The sequence below is a fragment of the Syntrophomonas wolfei subsp. methylbutyratica genome (genome assembly GCF_001570625.1).
Lineage (GTDB): Bacteria > Bacillota > Syntrophomonadia > Syntrophomonadales > Syntrophomonadaceae > Syntrophomonas > Syntrophomonas methylbutyratica.
In genome coordinates this window covers 18910-38651 of sequence record NZ_BBQT01000023.1, presented here as the reverse complement: position 1 = coordinate 38651, position 19742 = coordinate 18910, and the positions used below count along the sequence as shown (strand labels likewise).

The window sequence follows — 19742 nt, the reverse complement described above, 5'->3', positions numbered from 1 at the left end:
GTGCCAGGCACTTAAGTTGTTAACTTATTAAGCGACTTCACTTTCATCGGTGGTTGTGTCCTCGGGGCATGGGCGGTTAATAAGAAATATTTTGAATATAGAGGATAGGCTTTAGGGTCTGTCCTTTGTTCTTTTATATACCTTTATTGAATAAGAATTTGTCAAAATGATTCAATGGAGGCTATATTATGTCAAATAATACCTGGCACAGTACAGGCCTGGATGAAATTTTGCTCTCCCTTAATACCAAGCAGGAAGAGGGATTAAATCTTGCTGAGGTAAGAAAACGGCAAAGTATATATTCCAATTCCCTGGAAGAAGATAAAAAGCCAAGTCCCTTGATTCTATTTATAAATCAATTTACCGATACCATGGTATTGGTTCTGTTAGGGGCTACAGTTATATCAGGGCTTATTGGAGCCATGGCTGATGCCATTACCATCATGGCTATAGTGGTATTAAATGCATCTCTGGGTTTTATCCAGGAATACCGGGCAGAAAGGTCCCTGGAGGAAATAAAAAAACTGGCTTCGCCACATGCTATGGTTTTGCGGGAAGGAAGGCGAGTCAAGCTGCCGGCTTCTGAACTGGTACCGGGTGATATTGTTTTTTTAGAAACGGGAGATAAAGTACCGGCTGACCTTCGTCTCTTGGAAAGTTTCAGCCTGGAAATAGATGAAGCGATTCTAACCGGAGAGTCCCTGCCGGTTAAGAAGAATGCCCTTATCACTATCCCGGATCGCACACCCCTGGCCGAAAGAAATAATATGGCTTTTATGGGAACTGTTATAACTCGAGGCCGGGCACGGGCAGTGATAGTCACAACCGGTATGAATACAGAAGTAGGTCAAATAGCAAAAATGATGAAAGAAACGGAAAGACCATTAACGCCATTGCAGGTGAGGCTGGACCAGTTGGGAAAAATCCTCATTGTCATTTGCCTGGTGGTTTGTACTTTAGTTAGTCTTCTGGGCATCTATCGCGGTGAAAATATTATGGTTATGCTTATGGCGGGAATAAGTCTGGCCGTTGCTGCTATTCCCGAAGGCCTTCCGGCAATTGTGACGGTGGTATTGGCTTTGGGAGTACAAAAAATGGCCCGGAGGAATGCTATTATTAGGAAATTGCCAGCAGTTGAGACCCTGGGGTGTACCACGGTGATTTGCTCCGATAAGACCGGTACTTTGACCCAGAATCAAATGACAGTGGGAAGATTGGCTACTATCGATAAAACGATGGAGATAACGGGAAATGGCTATGAACCTCGTGGAAGCTTCCGGCAAGAAGGTATGGTAATTAATCCCCTTTCTGACATAAACACTCGCCTTATAATGGAGGTGGCTTTAAACTGCAATAATGCCACCCTGGAAAAGCATAAAGGCAGTTATTCGATTCAAGGTGATCCTACCGAAGCGTCTTTGCTGGTTATGGCGCAAAAAGCAGCTATGACCAGGTTATATAAGCGTCGAAGAGAAATTCCTTTTGATTCCGCTAGAAAAAAGATGAGTATAGTAGTGGAAGCAGATGGAGAATACCTGGTTTTTTGCAAAGGTGCCTTGGAAGTTCTAATACCCTTCTGTAATCAGCTAATCAATAAAGATCAAACTCAACCTCTACGGGAAGAACAGAAAGAGTACTTTTATTTCTTGCAGGAACAATGGGCGGGGGAAGCCTTAAGGATTCTAGGTTTTGCGGCCAAAAAAATAAAACCTGCCGATATAAATTTGCCGGAAGATGCTTTGGAGTCCGGCTTGACTTTATTGGGAATCTGCGGAATGAGTGACCCGCCTCGCAGTGGGGTGGAAAAATCAGTCGCAGCCTGTTTAAATGCCGGAATAACACCGATAATGATTACCGGGGATCACCCGGTTACTGCCCTGGCTATTGCCCAAAAGATAGGTATTAGCAAGGGCAATGAGGTTCTTACCGGAAGTGATTTAGAACAATTGACTGACCAGAATTTATACCGAAAATCGCTAACAACCAGGGTTTTTGCCCGGGTTGCTCCAGAACACAAAAATCGTATCGTAGAAGTATTAAAGAAAAATAAAGAAGTTGTAGCTATGACCGGTGATGGGGTAAATGATGCACCTGCTTTGAAATCTGCCGATATAGGGATTGCTATGGGGATGAGCGGAACAGAGGTTAGCCGGGAAGCATCATCGATGACTTTGGCCGACGATGATTTTTCTACTATAGTGGCCGCAATTTATGAAGGCCGGGCCATTTATGACAACATCAGGAAATTCATTCGTTATCTTTTGGGTTGTAATATTGGTGAGGTACTGGTTATGTTTTTGGCCTCACTATTGGGTATGCCTTTGCCCTTGATTCCTATACAAATCCTCTGGGTGAATCTAGTAACTGACGGCTTGCCCGCTATGGCTTTAGGGCTTGAACCACCCGAACCAGGGATAATGAATCGTAAGCCCCGCCCTTCAAATGAGGGGATATTTGCCCGCCGTTTGGGGTGGATGGTTCTTTCCCGCGGTTTTTATATTAGTATGGTTACTCTCCTGGTTTTTACAATCGCTATCCTATATGCTCGTCTTAATGGAATAGAGCCCCTGCCACTTTCCCGCAGCATGGCTTTTACCACCCTGGTGGCAGCACAGCTGTTTTATGTTTTTGAATGCCGCTCAGAGAAATATACTGTCTTTGAACTGGGATTCTTCCGCAACAAATTTTTGCTTATTGCTGTTTTTTGTTCCATATGCATGCATTTGATGGTGCTTTATCTGCCCTGTATGCAGGGAATCTTTCATTCGGTGGGTCTTAATTGCTGGCAATGGGCTTTAATTCTTATCTTAACGGGGTGGAAATTCATCGGCAAATTAATTCTTTATATATGGAAAAGAGTTTTTGCTTTCAAATGGGATTATGCTAAAATTAATGCTTAGTAGAATATATTTGCGGCTTTTGTGGCCCTGGGAAAGGTGAATTCAAAATGATAAAAAGTATGACAGGTTTTGGACATAGCCAGGTTAGTAAAGAGGGCTACAAGGTTAGCCTGGAGATTAAATCGGTAAATCATCGTTTTCTTGACCCGCATATAAGAATCCCCCGGCGCTATACTTTGTTGGAAGATCGTGTTCGGGAGGAGCTTAAAAAATTTGTTAACCGGGGACGACTGGAAGTAAACATAAATATCGAGAAAATTGATGAATCACTGCGTGATATCAAGCTTGACAAAGATTTGGCGATAGCTTATTATTACTATTTGAAGGAATTAGCAGAAAAACTAAATATTTCGCAAGAAATTAGAGTTATTGACATTTTCCGCTTACCTGAAGTATTTTCTTTGGAAGAGAAAGAAGAGAATTGGGAAAACCTATGGGCAGTCCTAAAAGAAGCCATAACAGCAGCTATGGAAGGACTACTGCTTATGCGTATTAATGAAGGACAAAACCTGGCCCATGATATTATGAAAAGAAACCAGTTTATTCTTTCCCTGGTGGAAAAGCTAGAAAGCAGGTCTCCGGCCATTGCCGAAGAAAATATGGAGAGGCTTAGAAGGCGCATAAGTGAAATTGTCTCCCAGCAAATGATTGATGAAAACAGGATTTTACAAGAAGCCGCCATATTTGCTGATAAATCCAGTATTACTGAGGAAATTGTCAGACTCAAAAGCCATACCGGCTATCTTTCCGATCTCTTGAAAAGTGACGATCCCATCGGTAGAAAAGCAGATTTTTTGGTTCAGGAGATGTTCCGGGAAATAAATACCATTGCTTCCAAAGCTAATGACCTGGAAATGAGCCAGATGGTAGTCGAAGTTAAAGCCGAACTAGAAAAAATAAGAGAACAGATGCAAAATATTGAATAACGGGAGGTGTATCCGGTTTATCCGGGATAGTTATGGACATTAAATTGGTAAACATAGGCTTTGGCAATATTGTGGCTGCTAATAGGATAGTAGCTATAGTAAGCCCTGAATCAGCCCCAATAAAAAGAATTATCCAGGAAGCAAGAGAAAAAGGCATTCTGATTGATGCCACCTATGGACGCAGAACCAGAGCAGTTATTATAGCGGACAGTGCACATGTAATATTATCTGCAGTTCAACCGGAAACTGTCGCCAATCGCCTTACCTCCAAGGATGTGAATGAAGAGTCTTAAGCTTGCTGGATGTGTAAATTGTTATGAATAGAAAAGGCATTTTATTTGTAATATCAGGTCCTTCAGGGGTGGGAAAGGGAACTCTTAAAAAAGCTTTACTGAACCAAACCAGGGACCTGAATCTATCCATATCGGCCACTACTCGCGCAGCGAGGCCCGGAGAAGTTCATGGCCAGCATTATTTTTTTGTGGATCAGGTCAGATTCCGGGAAATGATAGAAGAGGATGCCTTTCTGGAGTGGGCTCAGGTATATTCCAATCTATATGGAACTCCACGGGAATTTGTATTAAATCATCTGCAGCAAGGCCGAGATGTTCTCCTGGAGATTGATATTCAAGGAGCTCTCCAGGTTAAGGAAAAGATGCCCTCAGGAGTTTTTATATTTATCTACCCGCCCAACCTGAAAGAACTAGCTTTTCGTCTGGTATCCCGGGGACAAGATTCTAAGGATAGCATAGAAGCGCGTCTGGCTGCCTGCGAGAACGAATTAAAGCATATCGATTATTATGATTATCTTGTGGTTAATGACAAAATTGATCGTGCTCTCCAAAAGATTACTGCGATTATTATTGCTGAGAGATGTAAAATAAAAAATTTGAATATGAGGTGATAATGGGTGATTCCGTCTTCCACCAGAGAATTACTCAACATAGCTGATAGTAAATATGCAGTGGTAGTTGCGGTTGCTAAAAGGGCCAGAACCCTTTCCGAAAAGTATAAAGAGGATGAAAACTACCGGCTTTCAACCATGGTAACCCGTGCTTTGGATGAGGTCGTGAGCGGTAAAGTATTAATTGAGCCATCAAAAGAAGATGGTTCTCGGGAGGTGTAGAATGGCAAAGACAGTTGGGCTTGGGATTACTGGTGGTATTGCGGTGTATAAGCTGGCGGAACTGGTAAGCCTGCTTAAGAAAGAAAATATCGATGTTATCGTGATGATGACCGAAGCAGCCACCAAGTTTGTAACCCCCTTAACTTTTAAGACCCTGTCGGGGCGTGAAGTAATCACCAGCCTGTGGCAGGATAGCCGGGAATGGAAAGTCCAGCATATTGGAGTAGCGGAGGAATTGGATTTACTGGTGATTGCTCCGGCAACAGCCAACTTTATAGCCAAAATGGCGCATGGTCTGGCCGATGATCTGCTTTCAACTGTCGTTTTGGCCAACACTGCTCCTGTATTGGTAGTTCCTGCCATGAACAGCAATATGTTTATCAACCCGGTGGTGCAGGATAATCTTAAAAAATTGCAAAGCTATGGCTTAACTGTGATGCAACCGGGGACCGGACAATTAGCCTGTGGCACCAGCGGCCCGGGAAGGCTCCCCTCAGCTCAGGATATACTTGCTGAAATCAAGCAAATCTTGTTTCCCCAAAAAGATTTGTTGGGGAAACGTTTGATGGTTAATGCCGGTACAACCTGTGAGGATATAGACCCGGTCAGATTTATTTCCAACAGGGGCACTGGGAAAATGGGGTATTGTATAGCCCAGGAAGCAGTATCCCGGGGAGCTGAAGTTGTTCTCGTAAGCGGAAGGACCCATCTGGAACCCCCGGCTGGAGTTGAGATGGTTTCAGTCTGGGGAGCGGAGGAGATGTGTGCAGCGATGCTTAAATACCAGGCATCATGTGATATAATTATCGGCGCTGCAGCGGTAGGTGACTTTAGAATTGCTCAAGTGGCCGGCCAAAAACTCAAGAAAACAGAACAGCGCTCCCAAAGACTGGTGTTGGAACTGGTAGGAACCCCGGATATCTTGAAGGAACTAGGCAAGAATAAACCGGAACATCAAATTGTGGTAGGATTCGCGGCGGAAACAGAAAATGTGCTGGAAAATGCTCGCAAGAAATTGGAGAGCAAGAAGCTGGATTTTATTGTGGCTAATGATGTCACCATGGAGGGAGCTGGCTTTGCTACAGATACCAATATAGTAACTATCATAAATAAAGATGGTCAGGTTTCTCCGCTGCCCAAAATGAGTAAAGAGGAAGTGGCTGGGGCCATACTGGATGAAGTGCTTAAATTACTTTAGAATACAGGACTTAAGGAGATGATTAATTTGGCAAAAACACTATTTACTTCTGAGTCGGTTACCGAAGGGCATCCGGATAAAGTGGCCGATCAGATTTCCGATGCAATATTAGATGCTATTATGGAGCTTGATCCATATGGGCGGGTTGCGGCTGAGACCATGGTAACAACCGGTCTGGTGTTGGTGGCTGGTGAGATTACGACCAATTGTTATGTAGATATTCCGCGTTTGGTCCGCAGCGCTATCAAGGACATCGGCTATACCCGGGCTAAATATGGTTTTGATGCGGAGACCTGTGCCGTTCTAACTTCCCTTGATGAGCAGTCCGGCGATATCGCCCTGGGCGTCGATCAAGCTTTCGAAGCTAAAAAAGGGGAAATGAACAATAAAGAACTCGATGCTATCGGGGCTGGAGATCAGGGTATGATGTTCGGCTATGCGAGTAATGAAACCGCCGTTCTTATGCCCATGCCTATCTACCTGGCCAGCAAAATGGCCGAACGCCTGACTGAAGTGCGCAAAGAAGGGATTCTTCCCTATTTAAGACCAGACGGAAAAACCCAGGTTACGGTGGAATACGAAGACGATAAACCGCAAAGAGTTGCTACCGTAGTGGTCTCGGCACAACACCATCCCCAAGTATCCAGTGCTACCATTGAAAAAGATATAATCGAACATGTTATTAAGGCGGTTATACCGCCCGAAATGATAGATGACAATACAATATTTTATGTCAATCCTACCGGGCGTTTTGTTATTGGAGGTCCCCAGGGTGATAGCGGCTTAACCGGAAGAAAGATAATAGTAGATACATATGGCGGCATGGCCCGGCATGGTGGTGGAGCTTTTTCCGGAAAGGACCCGACCAAAGTTGACCGTTCTGCTTCATACATGTTAAGGTATATAGCCAAAAACATAGTTGCCGCCGGGCTGGCAGATCGTTGTGAAATCCAAGTTGCCTATGCTATTGGGGTGGCCAACCCCCTATCCATAAATGTCAATACCTATGGAACAGGCAAGATACCTGATGATAAAATAATTGAGCTGATAAAGAAGAATTTTGATTTGCGCCCCGCTGCCATAATCAGGGACCTGGATTTAAGAAGACCCATATACCGGAAGACGGCTGCTTATGGCCATTTTGGCCGGGAAGATGCTGATTTCACCTGGGAGAGAACCGACAAGGCGGATACTCTAAGGGAGCAGGCCGGTTTGTAAGAGCAACATCATCCTTAAAAGATATCTCATAAACAATGAAGAAGGTTTAAGGCGGGCCATCCCGCCTTAATTTGATATGAACAGCTTTAAAGGAGAGCCTTAATTTGCTCGGAGTTAGAGTCTTGATTAACCTCCCGGCAATGAGCCTGGATCACTCTTATACCTATATGGTTCCCCCAGCATTGAAGAAAGAAATAGCAGTGGGGAAAAGAGTAGTGGTTGAGCTGGGGAATAGAAAAGTGGAAGCTTTCGTCAGCAAAATCCTGGATGAGGGGGAAATTGCCGGCAATACTATTGCTGCCATAAAACCAGTGCTGAAGGTGCTTGACCGGGAACCGCTCTTTGACCATAATCTTTTTATACTGGCTGAGTGGATGGCAGATACTTATCTTTGCCCGTTAAGCCTGGTCTTGAAGTTGATGACCCCACGCCTGTTGCGCAAAAAAAAGGCCGTAAAGATAACTCCGGCATTAAAGCGGGGAGAAATAGAGCTATGGAGTTCCCGCTTGATGGCCCAAAGGGAAAGTGATTTCCTGGATTTATTGCTGCAGCGGGGAGAATTGACCCTTTATGAAGCCAGGAAGTTTTTAAGCAACCAGGAGATTAAAGCCCTGGTAGATGAGAATATAATTTATCTCTCTGGTGATTATTCCTCCCAGCGAGTAGAAAAAAGCGGCTATGTTTATGTCTTGAAAAATTTTGATTTAGCCCGGGATTTGCCTGCACTGGAGAAAGCAGCCCCCCGGCAGGCGGAAGCCATACAGATAGTGGCAAAGGAGCAAGAAGTCGATTGTATTCTGCTGGAGCAATTAATCCCTGCTCGCAGTATTAAATCCTTGCTGGAGAAGGGCTATATTGAACGGCAAAAAAAGAAGGCTATTGTGAGCGACAGAATTCTGCGGCTAAACCGGGAGCAGGAGAGCGCCTTTAGGAGCATAGAAAAATCCTTGATAAAAGCCGACAGGGAAGAATTCCTCCTTTTTGGGGTAACCGGAAGCGGCAAGACAGAAATTTATATTCGCAGTGTGGAAAAGGTTATTGAGCAGGGAAGAAAAGCTATAGTACTGGTTCCGGAGATAGCCCTGACCCGGCACTTACTGGCGGACTTTTCTTCTCGTATCGAAAATATGGCCGTCATGCATAGTGCCATGCCCGATGGAGAAAGACATGATGAATGGAGAAGAATTCGCCAGGGCGAGGTTGATTTGGTCTTAGGAACCAGGTCAGCTATTTTCGCCCCCCTGGACCAACTGGGTCTCATTATTATTGATGAAGAACAGGAAAGCAGCTATAAGCAAGAAGAAACCCCCAAATACCATGTTGCTAAGGTGGCCAGGAAGCGAGCGGAATTGGACGGGGCTGTACTGGTAATGGGTAGTGCTACCCCCTCCCTGGATACCCTTTACCGCGCTGTAAAGGGAGATATGAAACTTCTCACCTTAAAGCAGAGAATTGCTCAGGCTAAAATGCCCATAATACAGGTGGAGAATATGAAGAAAGTGGCTTCCTCCCGCAAAAGCCGGGTGCTATCACCCTTACTGTTGGAGAAGCTTTCGACTACCATACAGCGAGGGGAGCAAAGCATTCTATTTATAAACCGCCGGGGTTATTCACCCTTAAGCCTATGCAGGAGTTGCGGCAATATCTTATCCTGTCCGTCATGTTCAGTAGGCATGACTTACCACCAGGATATAGGGAAAAACCTGTGTCACTACTGTAATTACCAGGCTAGCCCGCCAGGCAGCTGTCCCATTTGCGGAAGCCGCCACATGGGTCACCTGGGCCTGGGAACGCAAAGGGTTGAAGAAGAATGCCAACAGCTTTTTCCGACTGCTCGCATTCAGCGTCTGGATATGGATAGCAGCAGGAAGGCCGGATACCAGGAAAGCATACTGGAAAGAATGGAAAGAAAAGAAATTGACATTTTAATTGGAACTCAGATGGTGGCTAAAGGCTTGAATTTTCCCAGTGTATCTCTGGTAGGGATAGTAGATGCTGATAGTATGCTGAATTTGCCTGATTTTCGCGCTGCGGAAAGGTGCATACAACTTTTGTTGCAGGCAGCAGGCCGCTCTGGTCGCAGCAATTTGCCCGGAGAAGTGATAATTCAGACTTTTAATCCTGCTAATCCCTTGTTTTCAATGATTCAGAAGCAGGACTACCTGGCATTTTTTTATCAGGAAATCAAACAACGCCGTCTACTGAATTATCCCCCCTTTACCCAGCTTTTAAGGATAGTCTGTTCCGCCCAAAGCCTGGATATGGCCAGGATGGTGGCAGAAAGCTTGAGCCGGGAAATCAATGATATAATTGATGCCAAAGAGGATGATATTGAAATATTAGGACCTGCCCCCTGCCCATTGCAAAAAATCCGCAACCGATATCGTTGGCAATTAACCCTGAAATGCGAGAATATGTTATTATTGAAGAGCATTGCACGTTATATAATAGAGTATAAGGAATTTAAAAATGTACGAGTAGAGTGGGATTTGAATCCAGTCATGGCTATGTAAGGAGGATGGCAATGTCGGTTTACCAGGTTCTTACCGTACCTAATGATATATTACGGGGTAAAGCCTTACCGGTAAAGGAGATAAATGCCGGGGTCTTGAGGGTATTGGACAACATGCGTGATACTATGTATGCTGCTGACGGAGTAGGCCTTGCCGCGCCGCAGATAGGGATAGCCAAGCGTATGATTGTAGTGGATATAGGAGAAAATTTACTTGAACTTATAAATCCGGAGATTTTAAAAAGAGAGGGCAATCAACTGGGCTCGGAAGGCTGTTTAAGTGTACCCGGGATTGTAGGAAGAGTGAACCGGGCTAAAAAGGTTCAAGTCAAAGGACTGGATAGGAACGGACAGGAGCTTAATTTTGCAGCAGTAGATTTGCTGGCCAAGGTATTGCAACATGAAATTGACCATCTTGAAGGTATCCTGTTTATTGATAAAGCTATTGATACCAGAACAGAAAAACCGTAATATGCTTAGAAATCAGGTGATACTATTATGAGGATTGTTTTCATGGGTACCTCCCATTTTGCCATACCCTCTTTAAAAGCTTTAATTGCATCCGAACATGAGATAGCCGGAGTGGTAAGCCAACCGGATAAACAACGGGGGAGAGGCCGTAAAGTTACTCCTACTCCGGTGAAGGAAATAGCCGAGCAATATAAGCTGGAATTGTTGCAGACAGCTAATATTAAAAGCCCTGAATCCATTGAACGAATAAAGCAGTGGAAAGCTGAATTAATTATAGTAGTTTCCTACGGTCAGATTATTCCCTTGCCTATTCTGGAGTATCCTCGTCATGGTTGTATAAATGTACATGCCTCTCTCTTACCCCGTTATCGGGGAGCGGCACCAGTGCAAAGGGCCTTGATGGATGGAATAAAGAGCAGTGGGGTTACTATTATGTTTATGGATGAGGGTTTGGATACCGGGGATATTATTCAACAGGAAGCAATAACTGTAGATGACAACCTCAATCATGGAGAACTGGAAAAAATCCTGGCTGACAGGGGAGCTGATTTGCTGTTGCAGGTGGTGGATCGCCTGGCGCAAGGGGAAAAACTACCACGGGTGCTTCAGGACGATAGCCAGGCCAGTTACGCCGCCCGTATCAGCAAAGAAGATGAGATAATTAACTGGTCTGAACCAGCTTACGCCATTCATAACCGGATAAGAGCACTGAATCCACAACCCGGGGCATATTCTTACATTAATGGAACAAAGGTAAAAATATTTGCCAGTAAGGTGAGAAGTGAAGCAGGAAGCGGGGTGATTGCAGAAGTTATTAAGGTTGATAAAAATACTTTCCAGGTGCAAACTGGCGAAGGTATATTGGAAGTATTGGAAATTCAAAAAGCAGGCAAAAAGAGAATGCCCACTTCCGAATTTTTAAAAGGTTTTCCACTAGAGCCCGGGGTTTTGTTGGGACCGAAGGAGGGTTAGGGCGATGGAAGCCAAGAAACGAATATACATAGGCTTACTGGCAGCAAGTCTTTTTTTTGCCATATTCGCTCTTTTTTTGCTATGGTATCTAATAAGTAAACGGGAGTTTATAATAAGCCAGTTTCTTTTGCTAATTATTCTGACCCTGGTAATTTTATTCTTTCTGATTCTGGCTACCGGTATAATAGCCATAGTATTCATGATATTGCGGTCAAGAAGCATTCCTTCCCTGGAAAATATAACCCAGTTGGCCAATGAAATGCTTTTCCCCCTTACTCTTATTGTTGGCCGGCTCATTGGTATAGAAAAGGAAAAGATTTTGCGTTCCTTTATTGCCGTAAACAATTACCTGGTTCGCTGTAAAAAGCTCATATTAAAAGAGGAACAAATAATGTTGTTGGTTCCCCATTGTTTGCAGAATTCCGATTGTCCCCACAAAATAACGGTGGATGTCAATAACTGCAAAGAATGCGGGAAGTGTAAAGTAGGAGAGCTTAAAAAGTTAGCCCAGGAGCACGGGGCGATACTAAAGGTGGCTACCGGTGGTACCCTGGCCAGAAAGTTCATTGAAGAGAATAAACCCCGGGGAGTTATAGCTGTAGCCTGTGAAAGGGATCTTTCGTCAGGAATTCACGATATGGGGTTTTTACCGGTGATGGGTGTGCTCAACTGCCGGCCTAACGGCCCCTGTTTTAATACTGATGTGGAACTGGAAAGAGTGGAAAATGCTCTTAATATCATGTGCAAAGGAGGATAAAAATGGTTTATCTGATTTTCATTCTTCCCGCTTTAATTTTATCGTTTTATGCCCAGTTTAAAGTCAAATCAACCTTTAGCAAGTACTCGCAAGTCCGTTCGTCGCGGGCTTATACCGGAGCCGATGTGGCCACTGCCATACTTAGAAGAAACGGTATGGCCGGCCAGGTGGCGGTAGAAGCAGTGGCAGGCAGTCTCTCTGACCATTATGATCCCAGCGCCAAAACCGTAAGATTATCCGAAGATGTTTATGGCAGCAATTCTATTGCCGCTATTGGAGTAGCGGCCCATGAAGTAGGGCATGCCATACAGCATAATCTGCAATATGGCCCATTGGAGCTAAGACACAAAATGGTTCCGGTTACCAATTTTGCTTCCTCGGCCTCATTTCCCATCTTGTTATTAGGATTATTTCTGCAGATAAGTGATTTGATTTTTATAGGAATCATTCTTTTTTCAGCTGTAGTCCTGTTTCATGTGGTAACCCTGCCGGTGGAGTTTAACGCTTCCCGAAGAGCCGTGGTTCAACTGGCGGAAACCGGTTTAGTAAGTAATGAAGAAATACCCATGGTCAAAAAGGTACTGGGAGCAGCAGCCTTAACTTATGTGGCAGCAGCCCTTTCGGCTATAGCCAATCTGCTTTATTATCTATTGATTTTCATGGGTGGTGGGGATGATTAGGTTTTCGCCTAAATTACCTTCATGCCTGCGAGTCTAGACTGCAAACAAAAATGAAATATCTACAAATAGCCCTACGAGGTGAGGAAAAGAATTGGCAGCAAAGAAAGACAAAGCGGTTAATAAAGCCCGAATAATGGCCGCAGAAATAGTTTATGAGGTAATGGAAAGGGGGGCTTTTGCCAACCTGGCCCTGGCTAAAGCTCTCCGTAACTCCGATTTATCGGCAGCAGACCGGCACCTGCTTACCGAGATTGTAAACGGGACGGTTCGTATGATTAAGCACCTTGATTGGGTGCTTGAATTATTTTTGCACTCACCCATTAAGAAACAAAATCCCTGCTTGCTAAGCATCCTCCGGACGGCCCTCTACCAGTTAATGTTCCTGGCCAAGGTGCCTGATTATGCCCTGGTCAATGATGCCGTGGAAATAAGCCGTCAAAAGATGGGAGATAAAATGGCCGGGGTTAGCAATGCAGTATTACGAAACATAATCAGAAAGCTGGACAAAATCAAGTACCCGGATGAGCCCGTTAGCTTCTATTCCATATATTATTCCCATCCGGAATGGCTGGTCAAGCTTTGGCTGGATACATTTGGAACGCAGGCCTGCGAAACCCTTCTGGCCTATAACAACAGTCGTTCACGGGTGGTTTTGCGCTGTAACCCCTTAAAGTGCAGTCGGGAGGAGCTTATAGATAAATTGGGGGAAGAAGGGGTTAAAGCCCAGCTCAGTCCCTTAACTCCCTGGGGAATAGTACTGGAAGATAGCCCGCAACCCATAGCCGAAACCGCATCTTTCAAAAAAGGGTATTTTTATATACAAAATGAGGCTTCCATGCTGGCAGCAGCCATTTTAAATCCACCGGCAGGGGAGCGAGTCTTGGATCTCTGTTGTGGAGTAGGAGGAAAGACCACTCAGCTGGCAGAATACATGAATAACCAGGGAGAAGTACTGGCGGTCGAATTTTATGCGCAAAAGCTGGAACTATTGCGGCAAAATTGCCAGCGTTTGGGCCTGGGTATCGTAAAGGACCTGGAAAAGGATATAAGAACCCTTAACAGCAAAGAGGTGAAAGCCCGTTATCTGCTGTTGGATGCTCCCTGCTCCGGATGGGGAGTTTTAAATAGAAGAGCGGATGCTCGCTGGCGTAAGAATCAGGAGGAAATTAACGAACTCACCCGGCTTCAAGCGCAGTTTATTAGTCATGCCGCTGCAATGGTAGAAGAGCAGGGTTATTTACTATATGCCACCTGTACCATTAACCAGGCGGAAAACGAAGAAATTATAGAAGGGTTTTTAGAGCAGAATCAGCATTTTGTCCTGGAGGGTTTTTCGTCAAAGCTTTCATTTTTCCCTCTGGATAAGCCAGATAAAGCCAGTGCGAGCAGGGGCATGCTGACCCTGATGCCAGGCAAATATGAAACTGATGGTATGTTCTATGCTTTGTTGAGGAGGAAGCAATTCAAGTAAATGAACTCATTAGAAAAGAAGCAGCTTTTAGGTTTGGACTTAAATCAAATGGAAGAATATTTGCTCTGCTTGGAGGAACCTCGCTTTCGGGGGCGACAGGTATATAAATGGATATATCAGAAAGAATGCAGTTCTTTTTATGAAATGAGTGACTTGCCTCGCTCCCTGAGAAAAAAACTCGATGAAAAGGCGCGGGTTTCCATACCCCGGGTACTCAAACAACGCGTGGGGAAAGATGGCAGTCGCAAATTCCTTATGGAACTGGACGATAAGAAAAAGATTGAGTGCGTTCTTTTGCCCCAGAGCCGGGACAGAAAGTCTAGCTATACCTTATGCCTTTCTACCCAGGTGGGCTGCCCTATAGCATGTAATTTCTGTGCTACCGGTCAGTCCGGCTTTCAAAGAAACCTGAAGGCCTTTGAAATAATAGGGCAGTATCTGGGGTCCAAGAAAGAATTGAACAAGAGATTAAAGTCATCCCAGGCTGAATTGATAAGTAATATTGTATATATGGGCATGGGTGAACCCCTGCTCAATTATGATGAGGTTATAAGATCGGTGCATATGCTTAATGACCCCAGAGGAATTAACCTGGGGCAGAGGCGTATTACTATTTCCACCTCCGGTGAGGCAGCCGGAATAAAAAAACTGGCCCAGGAGAATATCCAGCTTACCCTGGCCATTTCTCTGCATGCTTGTGATAACACTTTACGGGATCAATTAATTCCCCTAAACCGCAAATACCCTCTGGAAGTTTTGTTCCCCGCTGTAGAGGATTATATCGCTATCACCGGGCGTCGGGTAACCTTTGAATATCTTTTGCTGGATGAAGTAAATATGAGCCGGAATGATGCTCACAAAATGATAAAATTACTAAAACCTTTACTAGCAAATGTTAACTTGATTCCTTATAATGAAATCGAAGGGTTACCCTTCAAGAAGCCCGAAACAGCGAAAATATGGCAGTTCTACCAGTGGCTGCAGGATGGTGGCTTAAATGTCAGTATCCGGGAAGAAAGAGGAAGCGATATAAATGCTGCTTGTGGACAACTGCGTTCCGACTACCGCAGGTAAAAAAGTAGATAGCTATTAAGTCATACTATGAAGACCATGCCCTTGTCACCTATTAGATTAGAGGTAAATTATGAAAGTTGTTGGATTATCAGATCTGGGTTTGAAGCGGAGGAAAAACGAAGATGCTTATTTGATAAATGAGTCCTGGGGACTCTATGTCATTTGTGATGGCATGGGTGGTCACCGGGGCGGCGATGTAGCATCTCAATTAGCCATTAAAACCATTAATGACTGCTTTGAAAAAGATTTGTTAGAAAAGAACATTAGTCTTCTCAATCATAGTATTCAGCAAGCCAATAACATAATCTGGGAGCAAGGAAATATTAATCCAGAATGGCATGAAATGGGAACTACCGTAACTGCGGCCTTGATTAATGGTCTTAAGTTGGAGATTGCTCATGTGGGGGACAGCGGCTGCTACCTCTTTCGCGCCGCGGAGATTAACCGAATAAACAGAGACCATACCCTGGCTCAAGAAATGGTAGACCAGGGTATTATTAAGACAAGTGAAAAACGCCTGAGTTCCTATAACCACATTCTGACCCGGGCACTGGGGGTAGAAAGGCAAGTGCTGGTGGATAATTATGAGCTAGAACTCTCGGAAGGTGATCTCTTACTACTGTGTAGTGACGGTCTGAGTGACATGCTGGAAGAAAATGAAATACTAAATATTGTTGCCGGTTTTGAAGATGATTTAAATAAAACCGCTTCTATGCTCTTGCAGCAAGCCCTTGAGCGGGGTGGATTTGATAATATCACCCTTATATTGATCAGAATTTAACCGGGAGGTAAATTGATTGAAGACCACGGTTTTAGGTGATCGTTATGAATTAATGGATAAAATCGGCGAAGGGGGAATGGCCTCAGTTTATCGAGCCCGCTGCCGTACCCTGGATCGTATAGTAGCAGTCAAGATTCTTAAAGAAGAGCTTTTGAATGATAAGAGTTTTGTGGAAAAATTCAATACCGAGGCTTTATCTGCAGCCCAGTTATCCCACCCTAATATTGTCAATGTTTTTGATGTAGGCCAGCAGGACCAACTATATTATATTGTGATGGAGTATGTTGAAGGTAAAAGCCTGAAAGAATTGCTCGACGAAGAGTCTCCGCTAGCGGTGGAAATGGCGGTTGATATCGCTATAGGGATATGTGACGGAATCCATCATGCCCACAGTAAAGGTATTATTCACCGCGATATTAAGCCGCATAATATCTTAATCACCTCTGATGGAATCGTTAAAGTGGCTGATTTCGGGATAGCCCAGGCTATTTCCCAGAAAACCATTACCTTTGGCGGCAATATTGTGGGTTCAGTACATTATATTTCTCCTGAGCAGGCCAAGGGTGAAGCAGTCGGTCCGGCCAGTGATATATATTCTCTAGGTTGTGTACTATATGAGATGCTTACTGCCCGGCTGCCTTTTGATGCCGATAGCCCCATTACCGTAGCTTTAAAACATATGTATGACGAGCCGGCGAGCCCCAGAAGCATTAACCTGGAAATTCCTCCGGCCCTGGAGGGCATAATAATGAAAGCCATGGAGAAACTGCCCGCAGAGCGTTTTACCAGTGCTGAAGCCATGCGCAATGCCCTGCTGGATCTGGAGGGTAATTCCCTGGCTGGCTACAAAAGATCTAATAGAAATGGGAAAACCTTGGTATTACCTCCCTGGAAGAAACAGGAGATGGATGGTGTCTTGAAAAAGAAAAAGATTCGCACCCCGTTTTTAGTAGGAATAATTATTGCTGTTTTAGGTTTGTTAGGTGGCTTTTTTAGTACTATGGGCGGCCACTTGTTTCCGGATGAGGTAGCGGTTCCGAATATTGTGGGAATGGATATTAAAGAGGCGGAGCGTGAGCTAGGTAAAGTAAACTTGAGCATGAGCGTAATCCAAGAATTTAATGATGAATACGATAAAAATATAATCTTTTTCCAAAATCCCAGCCCCGAACAAAAGGTTAAAGAGGGGCGGGAAATTAAAGTTAAGATGAGCAAGGGCTCAGAACTGCAGAAGACACCCTCTCTGAGAGGATTTAAGCTTATTGATGCTGAAATCAAGCTGAGGAATGAGGGCTTGGAACTGGGGAGAACAGAAAAGATTTATGATGATAAATACGAAGCAGATGTAGTGATATCGCAGGATCCAGAAGCAGGGAGTCGAATTAAAAAAGGCAGCAAGGTTGATCTTATGGTCAGCCAGGGAAAGACCCCGGAAAAAGTAGCTATGCCTAAACTGCTGGGCCTGAGCCTCAAGGAAGCCAGTAATAAACTGCAGGAAAACAAACTCTTGCCTGGTGAGGTAAAATATCAACCAAGCAGTGAATACTATTCTGATCAGGTTTGCAGCCAGGAAATTGAAACAGGCGTTCTGGTGGATGAGAACAGCAGCATAGCTTTAACTGTCAGCCAGGGACCTGGGCCGCAGCCCAAGGTCAAAGATATTGAGTTTTCTCTTCCCCTGGAGCAGGATTATTATAAAGTGCTCATTAGCGTTAAAGATAGTCAGGGGAAAAGGCAGGTTTATGAAGAATTGCACCGGGCCGGTGATACGGTATATGCAGCGGTGAGATATTATGGAAGCGGAGAGCTGGAAATTCATTTAAACGGAAAATTCTATAAAACCATAAAGCTATAGCCCAGACCCTGTTCACTTTCATCGGTCGGACCATAGGGGGTAGTAAGGAAAGTTGTCGGTCGCCAGGCGTCGGATGACGGATGACAGAAGGCGGAAATCAGAGGACCGAATGCCCCAAACTCAGGCAAATTACTTCGCGTTAATGGATATAATTGACACTGAGTGCCAGGTCATGGGTGGTTAGTAAGAAAATGAGGATGAATCTGACTATATTTTCTATTCCAAGGGAGGAGATTTATGACCGCTAATAAAGCCGAAGGATTGGTTTTAAAAAGATACAGCGGATTCTATTATGTCCAGGATGAGCAATACCAGATACATGAGTGCAAACTCCGGGGCAAGATCAAGGACCCTGTTTTTACTGGAGATAGGGTTATATTTACTCCTCTGGAAGCGGGAAAGGGTATTTTAGAAAGCATAATTCCCCGTAAAAACGAGCTATACCGTCCCAGAATAGCTAATGTTAATCTCCTGTTAATAATAATGGCCTGCAAGCAACCAGCACCCAGCCTTATTCTTTTGGACAAGTTATTGTTGCTGGCCAGTTTTTATAGTATTACCCCACAGATTCTACTTAATAAATCAGATTTGCCTCCAGATGCGAAATCTGTCTTTATTGAGGATTATTATCCTCAGATGGGCCTTCCTCTGATTAAAACTTCCGCTATTAAAAAGACGGGTATAGATACTTTGCGAATAGTTATAGAGAATAAGATTACTGTTTTTGCCGGGCCCTCCGGGGCGGGCAAGTCCAGCTTGCTAAATGCACTGGTAGATGGTATTTCAGTAAAAACCCAGGAATTGAGCAAAAAAGTAGATCGCGGGAAACATACCACCCGGCATGTTGAACTTTACCCACTGGAATCCGGGGGTTGGATAGCCGATACCCCAGGCTTTAGCCAAATAGAGATTCCAGCAATAAAAAGTTCGGAGTTGGCTGCTTATTTTAACGATTTGAGCTTGCTCACCGGAGAATGCAAATTCAATGATTGTCTTCATCATGGGGAAAAGGAATGTGCAGTAAAAGATGCTGTTAACGAGGGCTTAATTGCTCAGAGCCGTTATCAAAATTATATTTCCATACTGGAAGAAATCTTGGCAAAGGAGAGAAGCTACAAGTGATATTAGTTGCTCCGTCAATATTATCAGCGAATTTTGCTCACCTGGGGGAAGATATTCGAAAGGTAGAAGAAGCTGGAACCGATTGGCTGCATGTAGATGTAATGGATGGTCATTTTGTACCCAACCTTACTATTGGACCCCAGGTAGTAGCTGATATTCGCTCCCGATCAGAGCTGTTCTTTGATATTCACCTCATGGTGGAGAAACCCGAATCCTTGATAGCTGCTTTTGTAGAAGCCGGCGCTGACCTTTTAACGGTACATTATGAAAGCTGTCCTCATTTGCACCGGGTGGTACATATGATAAAAGACGCAGGAATTAAAGCAGGAGTAGCCCTTAATCCCGCTTCATCGATAATGCTGCTGGAGGACATAATTTCTGAGCTGGATCTGCTTTTACTAATGAGTGTTAATCCAGGTTTCGGGGGTCAGAGCTTTATTCCCGGAGTATTGGATAAAATTAATAAAGCCAGGAAACTGCTGGAGAGCACTGGCTCTACCACTTATCTGCAAGTAGATGGAGGAATAAACCTGGAAACGGGAAGACAGGCGGTGGAAGCAGGTTGCAATGTGCTGGTTGCCGGTTCCTATGTTTTCAAGTCCCCGGAACCGGGAGAAGCGGTAAAGAGTTTGAAAAACCTCGGCAGCTCTTGACCATTACCGGTGGTGATGCTACTATA

18 protein-coding genes are annotated in these 19742 nt (G+C 44.4%); all 18 read left to right on the top strand.

The genetic code is table 11. From position 1 onward, the window contains the following. The first annotated feature begins 188 nt into the window (after window positions 1-188). The 18 genes from AWB54_RS13410 to rpe all read left to right on the top strand — a co-directional run bounded on the left by AWB54_RS13410 (window position 189) and on the right by rpe (window position 19716). Window positions 189-2900, top strand: a complete 2712-nt coding sequence (locus tag AWB54_RS13410; RefSeq protein ID WP_061215112.1) for a calcium-translocating P-type ATPase, SERCA-type — start codon at window positions 189-191, stop codon at window positions 2898-2900. A 47-nt stretch (window positions 2901-2947) separates the two neighbouring features. Beyond that, the gene (locus AWB54_RS13405; protein WP_061215111.1) at window positions 2948-3826 is read left to right on the top strand and encodes a YicC/YloC family endoribonuclease; all 879 of its coding nucleotides are present in this window, start codon (window positions 2948-2950) and stop codon (window positions 3824-3826) included. Window positions 3827-3858: 32 nt separating this feature from the next. Then, window positions 3859-4119: an extracellular matrix/biofilm regulator RemA gene (remA, locus tag AWB54_RS13400; protein WP_061215110.1), complete on the top strand. Its 261-nt coding sequence runs from the start codon at window positions 3859-3861 to the stop codon at window positions 4117-4119. A 23-nt stretch (window positions 4120-4142) separates the two neighbouring features. Beyond that, window positions 4143-4730 (top strand): guanylate kinase, encoded by a 588-nt coding sequence (gmk, locus tag AWB54_RS13395; protein ID WP_061215109.1) that lies wholly within the window; start codon window positions 4143-4145, stop codon window positions 4728-4730. Window positions 4731-4736: 6 nt separating this feature from the next. Next, a complete protein-coding gene (locus tag AWB54_RS13390) occupies window positions 4737-4952 on the top strand; it encodes a DNA-directed RNA polymerase subunit omega (RefSeq protein ID WP_061215108.1) in 216 nt (71 codons plus the stop codon). Window position 4953: 1 nt separating this feature from the next. After that, complete coding sequence (coaBC, locus tag AWB54_RS13385) at window positions 4954-6150, top strand: bifunctional phosphopantothenoylcysteine decarboxylase/phosphopantothenate--cysteine ligase CoaBC (protein ID WP_061215107.1); 1197 nt, start codon at window positions 4954-4956, stop codon at window positions 6148-6150. A 27-nt stretch (window positions 6151-6177) separates the two neighbouring features. After that, window positions 6178-7368: a methionine adenosyltransferase gene (metK, locus tag AWB54_RS13380; RefSeq protein ID WP_235811191.1), complete on the top strand. Its 1191-nt coding sequence runs from the start codon at window positions 6178-6180 to the stop codon at window positions 7366-7368. A 104-nt stretch (window positions 7369-7472) separates the two neighbouring features. Then, window positions 7473-9881: a replication restart helicase PriA gene (priA, locus tag AWB54_RS13375; RefSeq protein WP_061215105.1), complete on the top strand. Its 2409-nt coding sequence runs from the start codon at window positions 7473-7475 to the stop codon at window positions 9879-9881. Window positions 9882-9892: 11 nt separating this feature from the next. Then, on the top strand, window positions 9893-10351 hold the full coding sequence (def, locus tag AWB54_RS13370) for a peptide deformylase (RefSeq protein WP_061215104.1): 459 nt from the start codon (window positions 9893-9895) through the stop codon (window positions 10349-10351). A 27-nt stretch (window positions 10352-10378) separates the two neighbouring features. Further along, window positions 10379-11323, top strand: a complete 945-nt coding sequence (gene fmt / locus AWB54_RS13365) for a methionyl-tRNA formyltransferase (RefSeq protein WP_061215103.1) — start codon at window positions 10379-10381, stop codon at window positions 11321-11323. Between the two features lie 4 nt (window positions 11324-11327). Further along, window positions 11328-12080 carry a DUF116 domain-containing protein gene (locus AWB54_RS13360; protein ID WP_061215102.1) on the top strand — a complete coding sequence of 251 codons (753 nt, stop codon included), beginning with the start codon at window positions 11328-11330 and terminating at the stop codon, window positions 12078-12080. A gap of 2 nt (window positions 12081-12082) precedes the next feature. Next, window positions 12083-12760, top strand: coding sequence for a zinc metallopeptidase (locus AWB54_RS13355; protein WP_061215101.1), 678 nt, complete (start codon window positions 12083-12085; stop codon window positions 12758-12760). Between the two features lie 91 nt (window positions 12761-12851). Continuing rightward, window positions 12852-14231: a 16S rRNA (cytosine(967)-C(5))-methyltransferase RsmB gene (gene rsmB, locus AWB54_RS13350; protein ID WP_061215100.1), complete on the top strand. Its 1380-nt coding sequence runs from the start codon at window positions 12852-12854 to the stop codon at window positions 14229-14231. Beyond that, window positions 14232-15305 carry a 23S rRNA (adenine(2503)-C(2))-methyltransferase RlmN gene (rlmN, locus tag AWB54_RS13345; RefSeq protein ID WP_061215099.1) on the top strand — a complete coding sequence of 358 codons (1074 nt, stop codon included), beginning with the start codon at window positions 14232-14234 and terminating at the stop codon, window positions 15303-15305. A gap of 70 nt (window positions 15306-15375) precedes the next feature. Further along, entirely contained in the window at window positions 15376-16086 is a 711-nt protein-coding gene (locus AWB54_RS13340) for a Stp1/IreP family PP2C-type Ser/Thr phosphatase (protein WP_061215098.1), read from the top strand. A gap of 16 nt (window positions 16087-16102) precedes the next feature. Then, window positions 16103-17941: a protein kinase domain-containing protein gene (locus AWB54_RS13335; protein ID WP_061215097.1), complete on the top strand. Its 1839-nt coding sequence runs from the start codon at window positions 16103-16105 to the stop codon at window positions 17939-17941. 237 nt (window positions 17942-18178) lie between these two features. Further along, complete coding sequence (rsgA, locus tag AWB54_RS13330) at window positions 18179-19063, top strand: ribosome small subunit-dependent GTPase A (protein ID WP_061215096.1); 885 nt, start codon at window positions 18179-18181, stop codon at window positions 19061-19063. Beyond that, on the top strand, window positions 19060-19716 hold the full coding sequence (gene rpe, locus AWB54_RS13325; protein ID WP_061215095.1) for a ribulose-phosphate 3-epimerase: 657 nt from the start codon (window positions 19060-19062) through the stop codon (window positions 19714-19716). The genes rsgA and rpe overlap by 4 nt, the downstream gene beginning before the upstream one ends. Window positions 19717-19742: the final 26 nt, after the last annotated feature.